Source organism: Halapricum salinum (genome assembly GCF_004799665.1).
Classification (GTDB): Archaea; Halobacteriota; Halobacteria; order Halobacteriales; family Haloarculaceae; genus Halapricum; species Halapricum salinum.
This window is the reverse complement of sequence record NZ_CP031310.1, coordinates 2,097,117-2,113,245: the sequence shown is the minus strand read 5'-3', so window position 1 is coordinate 2,113,245 and position 16,129 is coordinate 2,097,117. Positions and strand designations below refer to the sequence as shown.

Here is a 16,129-nt window from a genome sequence, read left to right as displayed (position 1 = left end):
GTCGGTCAGATTTGCTCGACCGGCTTCTGGACGGGTTCGCCATAGACTGCGTGATAGACAGCAGGGAACGCAGCCAGTCCGAGGACTTGCACGACCCCGCCCAGCGGCGTGAGCCAGAGCGCGTCCAGCGAAACTGCCACGAAGCCGACGCCCATCGAAGCCAGGAAGAACACGACACTGAAGTAGCTGACGCGCAGCGGCATCGACGTCAGTTCCGACCGACGTGGCCACTTGCCGACGTTCGGCGAGTCGCCCCGAAACGCGGCGAGAGCGATGCTTCCCGAGACGATCGCGGTCAGTCCTGCCAGGGGCACGGCGTCGGGATACAGTATCTGAGCGAACACGACGACAGCGAAGCTCGGGGTCGAGAGGACCGACAGCTCCGCTCCGCCGAAGAATACCTGTCCTAACCACGCACGCACTCCCACGCTCACCACGCTCCTCGCAGACGACGTGCGATTGGTGTGCTCGACACGGATAGCAGACCCTTTCCTCGCGAGTGTTTTAAGTTCTTCCAGTGCGTTGGTGACAACCCACATGGATTGATTAGCCCCATTTATTGTACGATAGAAAGGGTGTGTTGGATAATAATTAACAAAACAAATAAATAGGAAGTACTCAATAACAACACCTGTAATGAATCGCTCAGAGAGCGGTGAGAAAGGTTCCGGAGTGTCGCGCCGACGATTTATCGAAACAACCGGTGCAGCTGGTGTTGCGCTGACTCTTGCAGGTTGTGGCGGTGGTGGTGGCGGCGGCGGTATCCAGATCACGGCCGATCAAGAATACGCTGACGCGTCAGGCGCGGTCACCGACGCGCTGTACGATGCGGGCCTCAGTGAGGACATCGACGTTACCATCAACGCGGGCGACTTCGAGTCGGGCGCGCGCCGGTCTTCGTTCATTTCCGCACTGGACGCGGGCCGGTCGGACCCGGACATCTTCATGATGGACTCGGGATGGACGATTCCGTTCATCGTCCGCGATCAGCTGGTCAACCTCAGCGACGAGCTGTCCCAGGACACGCTGGACTTCGTTCAGAGCGACTACCTGTCCTCGTCGGTCCAGACTGCGAGTGATCCCGACTCGGGAGACCTCTACGGACTCCCGCTGTTCCCGGACTACCCGGTGATGCACTACCGAAAGGACCTCGTCGAAGAGGCCGGCTACGATCCGGAAGGCGAAAACTGGTCGACCGAGCCGATGTCCTGGCAGGAGTTCGCCGAGATCGCGGCCGACGTCTGGGACCAGAGCGGCGTCGAATACGGGTTCACGACACAGGCCGCCGAGTACCTCGGACTGGCCTGCTGTACGTTCAGTGAGACGATGACGTCGTGGGGCGGGTCGTACTTCGGCGATCACAGCAACCTCTTTGGCCCCGTCGGCGACCGGCCGATCACGGTCAACGAACAGCCGGTCCACGACACGATCCGGATGATGCGGTCGTTCGTCCGCGGGCCGGACGCCAACAACACCCTTTCGGGGTACCCCAAGATCACGAACACCGACATCTTCGAGTTCACCGAAGAAGACGCCCGAGAGCCGTTCACCGGTGGCGACGCGGTGTTCATGCGCAACTGGCCGTACGCGATCGCGTCGACGCTGGGCGCGGAAGACTCGCCGATCACTCAGGAAACCTACGGCACGATGCCGCTGCCGTACGGCGTCGAAGATGGCCAGGGCAACTATGAGGGAACCGGTGGGCCGGCCCACGCCCTCGGTGGCTGGCACCTGACTGTCAACCCCAACAGCGACAACGTCAGCGACGCCGCGTCGGTCCTCGAATCCTTCGCCAACGAGGACGTGATGCTCACGATCCTCGAAGAGGTCGGGAACCTGCCGCCGGTGCCGTCGGTCACGGCGAACGCGAACCCGGACAACGTCGGACCGATCGGTCCACACCTCGAGACGCTGGCCGTCGCGGGCGAGAACACGGTCGCGCGTCCGGTGACGGCAGTCTGGCCGGACCAGGAGGCCGTCGTCGCCGAAGAGGTCCACGCCGCCTACCTCGGTGAGAAATCACCGCAAGGGGCGATGTCCGACCTCGAAGGTCGACTCAACAACTTCGAACAGGGATAACGGAGTGTCCAAACCGTGACACCAGACACGTCAGAGCAGAACACACGACTCTGGGCGCGCCCGCTCAACTGGCTCGAAACCAAGGGCGACGCCGTGTTCGCGTACGTCCTGCTAGCACCTGCGTTCCTGCTGCTAGCGGTCGTCGCGTTCTACCCACTCGTCCGAACGTTCGAGTTCTCGCTGCGCGAGGACGCGATTCGGTCGGCAGACCCGTTCGGTGCGTTCGTCGGGCTGGACAACTACGAGGCGTTGTTGACGGGAGAGGCGTTACTGCCCCAGCAATTTCTCGACCTGACGTTCGAGACGCCCATCCTGCAGCAGGCGCTGTTCGTGACGCTCGCGTTCGCGATTCTCAGCGTCCTGTTCGAGACACTCATCGGGTTCGGACAGGCGCTCATCATCGACAAGGAGTTCTACGGCCGTCGATGGGTGCGCGTCGCGATCATCATCCCCTACGCGATTCCGATCGTCATTCAGGGGATGATCTTCTACCTGATGTTCAGCCCGCGTGTCGGCTTCGCGACGGAGTTCATGCAGTCGCTCGGGCTGTTCGGCTCGAACCCGCTGTCGTCGACGACCGAGTCGTTCTTCATCGTCCTGGTCGCCGACGTCTGGAAGACGTCAGCGTTCATGGCGTTGCTGATCCTCGCAGGCTTGCAGAGTATCGATCGCCAGCTGTACGACGTCGCGAGAGTTACCGGCGCGTCGCCGTGGCAGCGATTCAAGTACATCACGCTGCCACTGATCGCGCCGGCGCTGCTGGTCGCGATGCTGTTCCGGACGATGGACGCGATGCGTATCTACGGGCTGATCGACTCGACGGCCGGCTGTCAGACAGTCCCGTCGATGAGTTGTCTGGTGGTCACGGCGTTCAACGAGTCCAGACGCTGGGCGACTGCATCCGCCGTCGCGTTCCTGACGGCCGTGACGATCGGCGTCATCGTGCTGGTCTATCTGATCGGCCTGCGTGACTCGGAGAGTGGTATGGCATGAGTGAATCTGAACCAGAGCACCCGGATCTAGCCGCACAGGAGCGGAGCGAAGAGCCTGACCTCGACCGCGGGATCGTCGAGGCGTGGGCAGCGAAGATGATCTCGAACCCTGACCGCGCCTACAAGGCGTCGTTCTACGTCGCGACGATCTTCTTCCTCGTCACCACGCTGTTCCCGTTCTACTGGTTGTTCATGGTGGCGATTACACCGAGCAACAGTATCGGGGACGTCGGGGTGTTGACGCCCGGGGGCTTCAACCCTGAAGCGTTCATCGACATCTTCGTCGGGTTCGGTATTCCGTTCCACCGGTACATCTTCAACAGCTTCCTGATCGCGACGGTCTCGACCGTCCTGGTGCTATTCGTCGCCAGCCTCGCGGGATACGTCTTCGGCCGCCTGCGCTTCCGCGGCAAGACCCCGTTGTTGCTGATAGTGCTGGTCGTGTCGTTCTTCCCGCCAGCGGCGTTCTTCATCCCGCTGAACCGGCTGTTCAACCAGAACTTCGACGTGCTTCGGCCGCTGCTGGCCGACGGGTCGCTGTTCAACACGCCGTTTGCGATCATGATCCCGGTGTCGGCGCTGTACCTGCCGCTGTCGATCTTCATCCTGATGACGTTCTACTCACAGATCCCCGATGGCCTCGAAGACGCAGCACGGGTCGAGGGGACCACGCGGCTCGGCGCACTGTTCAGGGTCATCGTGCCGCTGTCGGCACCCGGCGTCGCGACTGCCGGCGTGTTGACGTTCATCACCGTCTACAACGAGTACTTCTTCTCGTCGCTGATGACGAGTGGTGACCCACAGAAGTGGGCCCCGATGCTCGAAGGAATCCTCGCGTTCCGGGGGCAGTACGAGGTGCTGTTCAACCTCATGGCGGCGGCGAGTATCGTCGCCGTGCTCCCGGTCGCGATACTGGTCATCGTTGCACAGGAAAAGATCGTCAGCGGACTCACCGCAGGAGCGCTCAAGGAGTGATCGCAGATGGCATCAGTTACACTAGACCACATTACGAAGGCGTACGGGAACGAGATCGCAGTCGAAGACATGAACCTCGAGGTGAGAGACAGCGAGTTCCTCACACTCGTCGGTCCCTCGGGGTGTGGTAAGTCGACGACGATGCAGACGATCGCCGGGCTGACCCAGCCGACCGAAGGCTCGGTGTACATCGGCGATCGAGACGTCACGAACAAGCCACCGAAGGATCGCGGGATCGCGATGGTCTTCCAGAACATCGCGCTGTTCCCGCACATGGACGTCTACGACAACATCTCCTTCGGGCTTCGACTCCGAAAGTACGATCAGACAGAGATCGAAAAGCGCGTCGATCGCGCGGCCGAGATCGTCCAGCTCGAAGGAATGATGGACCGCATGCCCTCGGAGATGTCCGGTGGGCAGCGCCAGCGCGTCGCCATCGCACGCGCGATCGTCCGCGAACCCGACGTGTTCCTGATGGACGAACCGCTGGCGAATCTGGACGCCGAGTTGCGCATCCACATGCGCACCCAGCTCCAGCGACTCCACCGGGAACTGGACACGACGATCATCTACGTCACCCACGACCAGGCCCAGGCGATGACGATGTCCGATCGCATCGCCGTCATCAACAACGGGAATCTCCAGCAGGTCGATCCGCCACTGACCTGTTACAACACGCCGGACAACCTGTTCGTGGCCCGGTTCATCGGGTCGCCTGCGATGAACTTCTTCCACGGCGAGGGAGCCGAAGACGGGTTCGACTCGGAGTACATCCAGATGGAGTTCGATCCCGACGCCAACGACGTCGATGTCGGACAGGACATCGTGCTGGGTATCCGCCCCGAAGACGTCTACCTCGAACGGAACCGGTCCGAGGCGACGAGACCGTCGAACACGATCACGGCGAAAGTGGACGTCCTCGAGCCGATGGGCGACGAGGTCTTCTCGTATCTGGTACTCGGCTCGGACGTCGAGGCCAGCGCTGAAGGCCGCGGGGAGGGACAACTCCTCCTCAGTCTGGACCCGCAGACTCCGGTCGAAGAGGGCCAGGACATCGAGGTCGTTTTCGACCAGGATAACGTCCACCTCTTCGATTCGGCCAGCGAGCAGGCGATCACGCACAGGATCGTCTGAGAGGTCGCCTACCACGGATTTCATCAGGAATAGTCCGTGTGTCGTCGAACACACGAGGTGTTTTTAGGATGGACGGAGAATAGTGTTACAACAGGAGTTGTATATTCGTGGCAGAACACATTCAACTACTAACCGGACCGACCGAAGACCTCTGCGAGTGGCATCGACAGCGCCGGGAGAAGCACGACGACGATTTCGAGGTGGCCAAAGAGATCGTCTCCCGGCTGGGCGCACACTACAGAGACGGGGTAGCCGAGATCGGTTTCTGGACGCCCGAAATCGTCAAAGACGGTGTCCCGCACGACGACGTGTACCTGGAGGTGTTGACGCCGACCGAATCCGTCGAGGTGTTCGACGACGGCGTCGACCAACAGACGATCGAAGTCCGACGTGACCGACTCCCTATCTATCGAGAGGGGGAGTACCACTGGGCGGTCGTCGAGGGGATGCAACCTGGGACGCGCGAGCAGTTCGGCGCCCTCTACCAGCTGGTCTACCGCCAGGACGGCGAGTGGCACACGATCCAGGACCCGCTGGCCTACTCAGTTCCGTTCGGGGTGTTCGGCCCGGCGGAACTGATCGACCTGGAGACGCTCGACGCCGAGCGGTCCGACCGCGAATACTTCCAGACCCTGGGAACGGACGAGGAGCCGATCCCGACGAACGAGGACGACGGCTTGCCGCGAATCGACCCCGCGACGAGCATGGTGGAGATCCACCCCGGGACGGCCACGGAGAACGGGTCACTCGGCGGCCTCGCCCGACGATACGAGCGAATCGGCGAAAAACTCCGCTCGGACGAAACGCTCACCGCTGGCGAGCACATCCACCTGGGCTACGACGCGATCCAGTTGATGCCGATCGAGCCGATCACCGAGCACCGCGACAACCACGACTTCTGGCGTGTCGAGGGCGAGCGCGTCGCCCCACAGGGCGGTGAGACGGCCGAACTCATCGCCGAACAGCCCGACCTGATAAACTGGGGCTACGATATCGTCATCAGGGCGTTCTCCGCACCGAATCCCGCGATTCTGGAGACGGGACGGCCGCACGAACTGGTCGACTTCATCGCGGCCTGCCACGACCTCCCCGATCCGATCCGGGTCGTCTTCGACATCGCACTGGGCCACGCCGAGGGTCGCGCGGACGAACTGCTCAACTCGGAGTTCATCGAAGGGCCCGGGATGTACGGCCTGGAACTGGACTATCTCCATCCGGTCGTCCGCGCCATCGTCCTCGATCTGCAACGGCGGAAGATGGACTTCGGCGCGGACGGCATCCGCGTCGACGGCGCGCAGGACTTCAAGTACCACGACCCCGGGCCGGACGAACTGTTCCACGACGACGAGTTCCTCGCGGAGATGGACGCGGTCACCCAGGAGGTCGGCGGCACCGAGTACCGCCCCTGGATGATCTACGAGGACGGCCGGCCCTGGCCCCGCGGGGACTGGGAACTGGCCTCGACGTATCGGGAACTCATCAAGCAACACCCCCACTCCTTCCAGTGGTCGCCGATCACCTTCGCGCACAACAAGCCCGCGCTGCTGACCTTCTGGGCGAGCAAGTGGTGGCGCGTCTTCGAGGTCGCGGACTTCGGCGAGAACTGGATCACCGGCGTCGCCAATCACGACACGCTCCGCCGGGGGACCCAGCAACCCCTGCCGAAAGGCTGGGAAGAGGACCCGATCAACCCCTACCTGGGTGACGATGGACCGGAGATCATCGACGAGGCCTACGATCAGCCCTCGACGAACATGCTCCTCCATTGCTTGCTTCCGGGAGTGCCGATGGACTTCCTCAACGCCAACGCCCACGCTCCCTGGTCGTTCATGCGCGATACCGACGACCTGTGGAACGTCAAGGTCGTCGCCGAAGAGGACAACGTCCTCGACTGGCACGTCCCCGCCGAGTTGTACGACGACGAGCGCTTTTTCCGCCGTCTGAAGGATCTGGGTATCGACGAACGCGACGATCTCGATCACTTCGTCCACGTTCTGCGTGACGTCGGTGAAGCGACCGACTGGGAACTCGAGGACATGGCCGCGACTGTCGAGGCACTCGGTACGCCGCTGGACGTCGAGACTGTCACTGCCGAGGATCTGGAACGTTTCGGCGAACACTGGATGGCCGACGTCAACGAGTTCGCAAATCTCGCTAATTGGCTCGATAGCCTCGACGAAGACCGCGCCGAGTTCATGCACCGCGTCCGGGAGTTCCGCCAGGACCGACCGTGGCTGCTCGAAGACATCGACGTCGACGGTACGGAGGCGTTCGACTACGTCCACCCGGTCGACGGGACGGTCGTCTACTACGGCTTCCGCGAATCACCGGACGGCGACGAGCAAATTCTGTTCGTCGGCAACATGGAGGGGCCAGAGACGACGGTCGAACCGACGGCGCTCGACGAATCGATCCCCGAGAGTGGCTGGGAGGTCGCACTCGCGTCGCCGGGAGTCGAGTCGGCCGACACCGACAGCCTCTCGCTCGACAACGGCGAGGCAGTCGTCTGGACACGACAGAACGACTAACGCACGATACCAGAAGATCACTATGCCCGAACCACGAGACAACCCACGCACGATCGAACCTGACAGCGCGACCGTCGGCGACGGCGAACCAGCCTGGTGGAAAGAAGCCGTCGTCTACGAGATCTACCCGCAGAGCTTCAACGACAGCGACGGCGACGGGATCGGTGACATCCCCGGTATCATCGAGAAGGTCGACTACCTCGACGACCTGGGGATCGACGTCGTCTGGCTGACCCCGCCCTACGACTCCCCACACGCCGACAACGGCTACGACATCCGCGACTATCGCTCGATCCTCGACGACTTCGGCGACATGGCCGACTTCGAGCGCCTGCTCGCGGAACTCCACGACCGGGACATCCGGCTGATCCTCGACATGGTGCTGAACCACACCTCCGACGAGCACGAGTGGTTCGAGCAGTCCCGCCGGGAGGTCGAGGGCTACGAGGACTACTACCACTGGGTCGACGGCGACCCCGAGGAACCACCGAACAACTGGACCTCCGGCTTCGGCGGCTCTGCCTGGGAGTACGACGAGGTGCGCGAAGCGTGGTACCTCCACCTCTTTCACGAGAAACAGCCCGACCTGAACTGGCGCAATCCCGAGGTCCGGGCGGAGATGCAGGACGTCGTCGAGTTCTGGCTCGAAAAGGGGATCGACGGCTTCCGACTGGACGTGTTCAACATCATGTCCAAGCCCGAGGGCTATCCGGACGGTGACCCCGAAGACGACTGGGTCGGGATGGATCAGTTCGCCGACGGCCCGAACATCCACGAGTACTACCGCGACCTCTACGACGAGGTCATCTCGAACTACGACGTCATGACCGTCGGCGAGGGGATGAATCTCTCGCCGCGCGAAGCCAAACGCTACTGCGGGGAGAGCGGCGACGGCCTGAACATGACCTACCACTACGGCCACACCCTGCTCGACTACGGCGAAGACGGCTGGTGGGATATCGTCGACTGGGAAGTCGAGGAGATGCGCGAAGTCTTGACGAGATGGGTCCAGCAACTGGAGGTGACCGACGCCTGGAACACGGTCTATCTCGGCACGCACGACACCCCGCGGATCGTCTCGCGCTTCGGCAACGACGACCGGTATCACTACGAGTCGGCGACGATGCTCGCGACGCTCCTGTCGACGTTCCCGGCGACGCCGTTCGTCTATCAGGGCGACGAACTCGGCATGACGAACTACCCCTGGTCCAGTCGCGAGGAGATGCGCGACGCCGACGCGACCAACCGGGTCAGACTCGCCCTCGAGGAGGGCCGCGCCGAGGACTTCGCGGACGTGCAAGACGTGGTGCGCTACCGGTCGCGGGACAACGCTCGAACGCCGATGCAGTGGTCCGATCGGGAGCAGGCTGGTTTCACCGAGAGCGAGCCCTGGATTCCGATCAATCCGGCCCACGAGGCGATCAACGCCGCCGACCAGCGCGGTCGCGAGGACTCGATTCTGTCGTACTACCAGGACCTGATCGACCTTCGCCACGACGAGGAGGCGCTCGCCTACGGCGTCTACGATCTCCTCGCCGAGGACCACCCCCGCGTGTGGGCTTACGAGCGCACGCTCGAAGAGGACACGATCCTGGTCGTGCTGAACTGGGCCGGCCGACCCTCACGAGTCGCCCTCGGAGACGCCGATACCGTCCGGTCGGTCCTGGCCTGCAACTACGACGACCCGGGAACCGACCTCGGCTCTCTCGCGCTTCGCCCCTACGAAGCACGTGTCTATCGCGTGAACTGAATTAGCCAGATCGACCGTTGTCTGGCTGTTTTTCCACACACAGTGAGAAACAGCCACTCACCCGCGGCAACCACACCGTGGCAAGATATTTACAACGTGGGTTGTATATGCATGACATGGACAGCGGCGCGGTGTGGTATACGACGTTCCGCACAGACGAGAGAGAGCTATCGCGTCTGTGTCGGGACTGTCTGCCTTTCGGGAGCGACGCGGAGTGGGCGGTCGATGACCACACGAATAGCCGCGAGGGTGGCGACCGAATCGCCGCGCCGAAGTTCTCACAGGGAGGAGGGAGGTGACAGGTATCAAACTATTCGAGGCGAACCGACCAGACCAACAGCGTGGCACCGTGTAGAGTGATACGAAAGCGGGCGGTTTATAACGCTGATAACACACCGATACCGACAATGAACGAATCGACACTCACGACAGTACTCGAGGATGCCGGCCTTTCGCCGTACCAGGCAGAGGCGTACGTGACGGTCCTAGAGTTGGGATCAGCATCGGCGACCGATGTCGCCGACAAGAGCGGTGTTCCCGATCCGCGAATCTACGACGTGCTCCGAGATCTCGAGCAGCGTGGCTACGTCGAGACGTACGAACAGGACAGTCTCCACGTCAGAGCTTACAGCCCCGAATCGGTCCTCGAGGACCTTCGTGGGCGCGCCGAGCGGTTCGAGGACGCCGCAAAGGAGATAGAGGGGCTCTGGGAATCCCCGGAGATAGACTCCCACACCGTGAGTCTGGTCAAGCGGATCGACACCGTCCTGGACAAGGCGGAGGCGAAGATCCGTGCGGCGGAAAATCAGGTCCTGGTTGCCGTCAGCCAGAGTCAGTACGTCCGGCTTCGGGACGCCCTACAGGACGCACACGACCGCGGGGTCCACGTGCGGCTGGCGATATACGCGGAAGACTCGTCAAATCATTCGCTGCCTCCCGAGTCGGAATTCAGAACGGTCGCGACGGAAGTCCGGCACCGGTCGATCCCGATGCCGCTGATCGTCCTCGTCGATCGGACCGCGACCTGTTTTGCCCCGCACAACCTCTCGACGAACCGCTACGGCATCATCGTCGAGGACCGGACGCACGCCTACGTCTTCCACTGGTTTTTTATGGCCGGACTCTGGGAGTCGACGGAACCGCTCTTTACGGACGAGGGCGAATCCGTGCCGCGGACGTACGTCAACATCCGCAACTGTATCCGCGACATCGCACCGTTGCTCGAAGACGGCGCGACGATCACCGCAACCATACAGGGGATCAACGTCGAATCGGGCGCAGAAGTCACGCTCGAAGGGGAGATCGTCGACATCGACTATCCGAGTCTCGAAGACGCCGGCCGCGATTCGCTGTTCTCGTATCTCGGCGGGCAGGCGACGATCATCGTCGAGACCGACGAAGGAGTTAGCAAAGTCGGTGGCTGGGGCGCCGTGATCGAAGACTACGAAGCGACCCGGATCGTCATCGAAGACGTCAGCTACGAGTGACAGTTCGTATCGGCTGAAGCTCAGAGCTCGATGACGACAGTTCCGCAGTCCGCACACGCGAGGACCGGCTGTTCCGGGTTCTCGTACACTGATCCGGGACCGCCACAGCAGTTCTTGCGCGTCGACTCCCGCACCGGGCCGCCACAGACCGGACACGTCTCCAGGAAGTTCCGCAACGGCTGCGCGGCGTGGACTCGGATCGCTTCGGGCAGCTCCCAGTCTTCGAGCGTCTCGACCGCAGCGGTCTCTGCGATCGCGACGGCACGGCGCACCCAGACGTCTCGACCGCCAGCCAGGAGCACGAGATCGTCGTGCAACTGAACCTCGAAATCCGCCGGGGCTGCGGCTTCGACCCGGGCGAGCAACTCGGAGTCGTCGGCGGTCCGAAGCGTCGCCATGCGGTCGGTCCAGGCCTCGCGAAACGCGTCGTTCAGGAACAGCTGTTCGCCGTCACCCTCGATGACGCCCGCTTCGACGAGCGATTCGAGGACGGCTTCCGAATCCGGGCCGTCCGTCCCCGCGTCCGTGTCCGAGAGGGTCTCGGTTTCGCGTGGCGGCCCGGTGTGGCCGAAATCGAACGGCAGCCGCTCGGCGATCCGCGGCGCGAACCGCGGCGTTCCGGGGACGACGTAGCCCCGAAGCGCGAGCAGCGCGAGCCCGACGCCGACGACGAGGACGGCCGCGAAAGTGTTCCAGACGGCGACCACGACACCGACGGCCGCGATAATCACGAGATTGAGGACGGTGCACGGCCGACAGCGATTCTGCCCGGTATACTCGGGACGACGCAATCGATCGAGGAGTGGGTACGAACTCATGAGTTGTGTACTCGGTTGCCGGAAACGGGGTGATAGACGACCGGGCCGACCGGCAGATCGACGGCCCGAACGGCGCTGTCAAAGGACTCGCGTCCGAGCCGCGTACAGGCGCTCGTCACGGTCGGTGTGAACGGCGACCGACTGGTGTCTCTATCACAATTGCAGTTGACTTGGCGAGCAAGCGGCTTAACTCTTGGAGGGGGCGACGTCGTCGTCATCGTCCCCTCAAGGTTCACCGACTGGCACGCGCTCGCCGCGCTTGTCGCCCCGGACCCAGACGTACGCACAGGCGTCGAGTTCGAACGTGATCCGACCGTCTTCGATCTCGTACTCGCCGGGGCCGACGATATCGACGGCGGTCTCGTCCGGGACCTCGAACTGACAGGAGACTGTCCGTGGGTCGGTCGCGCTGTTGTGCGCGGCGATCAGGACGGTGTTGCGATGGTCCATGCGGTGGACGAACACCTCCTTGGGATCGACGTCGACGATGTGGTAGTCGCCGTGGCCGATCTCGGGACACATCGTCCGGGCGTCGATGAGCCGTTTGATCCGTTCGAGCAGCGAGTCGGGGTCGTTCAACTGGTCGGCGACGTTGATCGTCTCGAAGCCGTACTCCTCGTCGTCGATGGCGGGATTGTAGCACTCGTCGGGCGCGGCCGTCGAGAAGCCGCCGTTTTCGTTGGCCGACCACTGCATCGGCGTCCGGACAGATTCACGCTCGGGCAGATCGAGATCCGATCCCATGCCGATCTCGTCGCCGGAGAGGATCACGGGCGAGCCGCGGATCGAGAACATGAGGCTGTGGGCCATCGCGATCCGGTCGTGGTCGTGGGCGTAGAGATCGGCCAGCCGGAGCCGGTGGCCACGCCCGAAGATCCAGGAGTCGCCCTCGTCGTCGCCGAAGAACTCCCGGGCGTGATCGAACGTCTCGGAGGGCAGTTTCAGGAGGTTGAACTCGTCGTGATTCCGGAGGAAATTCGCCCAGTGGCCGACGCCCGAGACGTCAGGCAGAATCTCGTTGGAACGATAGAGCGGCCACATGTCCTTGACGGCGATGGCGTAGACGAGGTGCTGGTTGGTGACGAAGTCGAACAGCATGTCGAAACCCTCCCCGCCCGCGAAGTAGTCGCCCAGGTCGTCGGGCTGATCGTCGGCTTCCGCGAGCAAGATGGCGTCGTCTTTCTTCTCGCGGACGACCGCTTTCATCTCTCGGAAGAGATCCATCCCGAGGTCGGGCGTGATCGCGTTGTGCCCCTTCGGGTGGAGCATCGGATGGGCCGCGTCGATTCGAAAACCGTCGACGCCGATGTCGAGCCAGAACCGGAGGACGTCGTAGATCTCCTCGCGGACGGCCGGGTTCGCGATGTTGAGGTCGGGCTGGTGGTTGTAGAACTGGTGGTAGTAGTGCTTGTCGGCGACTTCGTCGTAGCTCCAGACACCGTCCTCGCGGTCGGGGAAGATGTTGGGATGAGAGAAGGCCTCGTCGGGATACTCGCTCCAGAGATAGTAGTCGTGGTACTTCGAGTGGGGGTCCCGGCGAGCGCGCTGGAACCACTCGTGGTCGGACGACGTGTGGTTGAACACCATGTCCGTCAGGACGCGGATGCCGCGGTCGTGGGCGCGCTCGACGAACTCCCGGACATCCCCGAGCGTCCCGAGTCGCGAGTCGACGCCGTAGTAATCTGCGACGTCGTACCCGTTGTCCCGGAGTGGACTCGGGAAGAACGGCCGGACCCAGACACAGTCGACGCCGAGTTCGTCCAGATAGCCGAGCCGGTCGATCAACCCCTGGAAATCACCCCACCCGTCGCCGTCGCTGTCGTTGAACGTCTTGACGTCTAACGTATAGATGATCGCGTCTTCGTACCAGTCTGCCGTTCGGCTCATATTCACACACATTGATCGCGTGGGTCTAAATTATACCGATTTACAACATCAGTTGTATGTTTTTGATTCCCGAAGCGTACTCGGCTATGAAACCGATTTCCGAGACGACCGCGGGTACTGTCGATTCCCGCTATCTATGTCGAACCACAGCTGTTGTAAAGAGTTTTTGCCCCGGCAGACGACAGGCGTAGTATATGAACGCGAGCGATCGAGAGTTGCCAGTCGAAAGCTGGCCTCCGGACGATCCCGTCGAGACGCTCCGGTCGTTTCTCCGGGATCGCTACGCCGACCGGCAGGACGATGTCCTCGAGCGGATCGACCGCCAGTTACCCGTGCTCTGGGAGGCCTACACCGAAGTGTACGGCGACGATCGCGAGGCGGTCGCGTGGGTGCTCGAAGCGATCGAGGCGGCGGTCGAGGCCTTCGAGGATCGACCCGAACAGTTGCGCTCGCTCGACGACGACCGCGCAGGGGTCGACGACTGGTTTCAGGGGTCCGAGGAAGTCGGCTACATGTGCTACGTGGACCTGTTCGCCGGCGACCTCGAGGGCGTCCGCGAGAAGATTCCCTACCTGAAAGAGCTCGGCGTGACCTACCTCCACCTCATGCCGCTGCTGGAGCCACGTGAGGGGCGCAACGACGGCGGCTACGCCGTCAAAGATTACCGGTCGGTCGATCCCGACCTGGGGACGATGGCGGACCTGCGGGAACTGGCGGCCGACCTCCACGAGGAAGGGATCCGGCTCGCGCTCGATTTCGTGATGAACCACACCGCCCGCGAACACGAGTGGGCCCAGGCCGCGATCGAGGGCGACGACCGTTTCAGGGACTTCTATCTCACCTACGAGGACCGCGAACTCCCCGACCAATACGAACAGACCCTCCCGGAGGTGTTCCCGGATTTCGCACCGGGGAACTTCACCTACGTCGACGGACTCGAGAAGTGGGTCTGGACGAGCTTCTACGACTTCCAGTGGGATCTGGACTACGCGAACCCCGACGTATTCGTCCAGATGTTCCGCGAGATGGCCCACCTCGCGAACGCCGGGACGGACGTCCTCCGGCTGGACGCCGTCCCGTTCCTCTGGAAGGAACTGGGGACCGACTGCCGGAATCTCGACGAGGCCCACTGGCTGTTGCGGGCCTACCGGGCGCTGATGCGGATCGCCGCCCCGGGCGTCCTGTTCAAAGCCGAGGCGATCGTCGCGCCCGAGGAGACCATCAAGTACCTCGGCACCGGCGGCTTCGAGGGCCAGGAGTGTGACATCGCCTACAACGCGCCGCTGATGGCCCACCTCTGGCACGCGCTGGCCAGCGAGAACACGCGACTGCTGGAGCGGGCACTCGACCAGTTGCCGCCGACGCCCGAGGAAGCCTCCTGGCTCAACTACGTCCGCTGTCACGACGACATCGGCTGGGGACTCGACAGCGAGGACGTCCGCGCGGTCGGACAGGACCCCGTGAGCACGCGCAAGTTCTGCTCGGACTACTACGCGGGCGACCACCCCGACAGCGACGCCGAGGGGTATCGCTTCCAGGAGGAGCCGACCGGCGTCGCGCGCACCTCCGGGACGGCGGCGGCCCTGACCGGGCTCCAGAACGCCCGTATCGAGGGCGACCCCGAAGACGTCGACGCGGCGATCCAGCGGTACCTGCTCATGCACGCCAGCGCGTTCGTCATGCAGGGGATGCCGCTTTTGTACAGCGGCGACGAGATCGCCCAGCTCAACGACTTCTCGTACCTGAACAACCCGATCAAGGCCGAGGACAACCGCTGGGTCCACCGCCCGCCCATGGACTGGGACGCCGCCGAGCGCCGGTCCGAGCAGGGAACGGTCGAGCAACGAGTGTTCGACGGGATCGCCCGACTCTCGGAAGCCCGCGAGGGGCGCGCGGCGCTGCACCACCGCGGCGAGGAGACCGTCCACGACGTGCCCGACGACTCCGTGTTCGTCGTCGAACGCGCCTTCGAGGGCGAGCGACTGCTCGCGGTCTCGAACTTCTCGGGCGAGTCGCGGGCGGTCGCCTTCGCGGACCTCCCAGAGCAGTGGGATGCCGGGAGCTATCACGAGGTGCTCCGGGACGAGACTGCCGTCTATCCGGACAGTCGGATCCTGCTGGAACCCTACAGCTACCGCTGGCTCGAACCGACCGACGCCGGGACCGGCGAGGAGCTCTCGACGCGGGTGGCGATCGACGTCGAGTCCGAGTACGGCGAGGAGCTGTTCCTGACTGGCAGCCACGAGGCGCTCGGCAACTGGGACGTCGAGGCGGCCGTCCCGCTGTCCGGCGAGGACTACCCGACCTGGACGGGCGAGTTCGACCTGCCCGCTGGGACGTACGTCGAGTTCGAGTGGCTCAAGAAACGCGACGGCGAGCCGGTCGAGTGGTCCGGCCGTCGCTACGTCACGAAAGCCGGCTGGGACACGGCGTGGCTCCTGACCGAGGAGTGAGTGTCTCGGGCGGTATCACAACCGCC

General features: G+C 63.3%; 12 protein-coding genes. 9 read left to right on the top strand and 3 right to left on the bottom strand.

What is annotated here, in order from left to right; genetic code table 11:
• Positions 1-5: 5 nt before the first annotated feature.
• Complete coding sequence (locus DV733_RS10545; protein ID WP_202594303.1) at positions 6-434, bottom strand: hypothetical protein; 429 nt, start codon at positions 432-434, stop codon at positions 6-8.
• A 202-nt stretch (positions 435-636) separates the two neighbouring features.
• Here DV733_RS10545 and DV733_RS10540 point away from each other — a divergent pair, with 202 nt between their 5' ends.
• From DV733_RS10540 to DV733_RS10505, 8 genes are all read left to right on the top strand, one after another.
• Positions 637-2,079, top strand: coding sequence for an extracellular solute-binding protein (locus tag DV733_RS10540; RefSeq protein WP_174876518.1), 1,443 nt, complete (start codon positions 637-639; stop codon positions 2,077-2,079).
• Positions 2,080-2,094: 15 nt separating this feature from the next.
• Entirely contained in the window at positions 2,095-3,072 is a 978-nt protein-coding gene (locus DV733_RS10535) for a carbohydrate ABC transporter permease (protein WP_049994734.1), read from the top strand.
• Positions 3,069-4,046, top strand: a complete 978-nt coding sequence (locus DV733_RS10530) for a carbohydrate ABC transporter permease (RefSeq protein ID WP_049994735.1) — start codon at positions 3,069-3,071, stop codon at positions 4,044-4,046. Before DV733_RS10535 ends, DV733_RS10530 begins: the two co-directional genes overlap by 4 nt.
• Before the next feature lie 6 nt (positions 4,047-4,052).
• Positions 4,053-5,180 (top strand): ABC transporter ATP-binding protein, encoded by a 1,128-nt coding sequence (locus DV733_RS10525; protein ID WP_049994736.1) that lies wholly within the window; start codon positions 4,053-4,055, stop codon positions 5,178-5,180.
• A 107-nt stretch (positions 5,181-5,287) separates the two neighbouring features.
• Complete coding sequence (gene gghA, locus DV733_RS10520) at positions 5,288-7,708, top strand: glucosylglycerol hydrolase (protein ID WP_237560517.1); 2,421 nt, start codon at positions 5,288-5,290, stop codon at positions 7,706-7,708.
• Positions 7,709-7,730: 22 nt separating this feature from the next.
• Positions 7,731-9,458 (top strand): glycoside hydrolase family 13 protein, encoded by a 1,728-nt coding sequence (locus DV733_RS10515; protein WP_079979511.1) that lies wholly within the window; start codon positions 7,731-7,733, stop codon positions 9,456-9,458.
• A 116-nt stretch (positions 9,459-9,574) separates the two neighbouring features.
• Positions 9,575-9,757: a hypothetical protein gene (locus tag DV733_RS10510; protein WP_049994738.1), complete on the top strand. Its 183-nt coding sequence runs from the start codon at positions 9,575-9,577 to the stop codon at positions 9,755-9,757.
• Positions 9,758-9,865: 108 nt separating this feature from the next.
• On the top strand, positions 9,866-10,945 hold the full coding sequence (locus DV733_RS10505) for a TrmB family transcriptional regulator (protein ID WP_049994739.1): 1,080 nt from the start codon (positions 9,866-9,868) through the stop codon (positions 10,943-10,945).
• A 20-nt stretch (positions 10,946-10,965) separates the two neighbouring features.
• Here DV733_RS10505 and DV733_RS10500 read toward each other — a convergent pair whose 3' ends face one another.
• Positions 10,966-11,763: a hypothetical protein gene (locus DV733_RS10500; protein ID WP_049994740.1), complete on the bottom strand. Its 798-nt coding sequence runs from the start codon at positions 11,761-11,763 to the stop codon at positions 10,966-10,968.
• 225 nt (positions 11,764-11,988) lie between these two features.
• Complete coding sequence (locus DV733_RS10495) at positions 11,989-13,650, bottom strand: alpha-amylase family protein (protein WP_049994741.1); 1,662 nt, start codon at positions 13,648-13,650, stop codon at positions 11,989-11,991.
• Positions 13,651-13,844: 194 nt separating this feature from the next.
• Between DV733_RS10495 and DV733_RS10490 the strand changes: the two genes are divergently transcribed.
• A complete protein-coding gene (locus tag DV733_RS10490; protein WP_049994742.1) occupies positions 13,845-16,103 on the top strand; it encodes an alpha-amylase family glycosyl hydrolase in 2,259 nt (752 codons plus the stop codon).
• Positions 16,104-16,129 lie beyond the last annotated feature (26 nt).

Bases quoted from the DNA above. Each gene is read 5' to 3' on its own strand.
- DV733_RS10540 (WP_174876518.1), top strand. From the start codon at position 637: ATGAATCGCTCAGAGAGCGGTGAGAAAGGTTCCGGAGTGTCGCGCCGA.
- DV733_RS10530 (WP_049994735.1), top strand. From the start codon at position 3,069: ATGAGTGAATCTGAACCAGAGCACCCGGATCTAGCCGCACAGGAGCGG.
- DV733_RS10525 (WP_049994736.1), top strand. From the start codon at position 4,053: ATGGCATCAGTTACACTAGACCACATTACGAAGGCGTACGGGAACGAG.
- DV733_RS10515 (WP_079979511.1), top strand. From the start codon at position 7,731: ATGCCCGAACCACGAGACAACCCACGCACGATCGAACCTGACAGCGCG.
- DV733_RS10510 (WP_049994738.1), top strand. From the start codon at position 9,575: ATGGACAGCGGCGCGGTGTGGTATACGACGTTCCGCACAGACGAGAGA.
- DV733_RS10505 (WP_049994739.1), top strand. From the start codon at position 9,866: ATGAACGAATCGACACTCACGACAGTACTCGAGGATGCCGGCCTTTCG.
- DV733_RS10500 (WP_049994740.1), bottom strand. From the start codon at position 11,763: ATGAGTTCGTACCCACTCCTCGATCGATTGCGTCGTCCCGAGTATACC.
- DV733_RS10495 (WP_049994741.1), bottom strand. From the start codon at position 13,650: ATGAGCCGAACGGCAGACTGGTACGAAGACGCGATCATCTATACGTTA.
- DV733_RS10490 (WP_049994742.1), top strand. From the start codon at position 13,845: ATGAACGCGAGCGATCGAGAGTTGCCAGTCGAAAGCTGGCCTCCGGAC.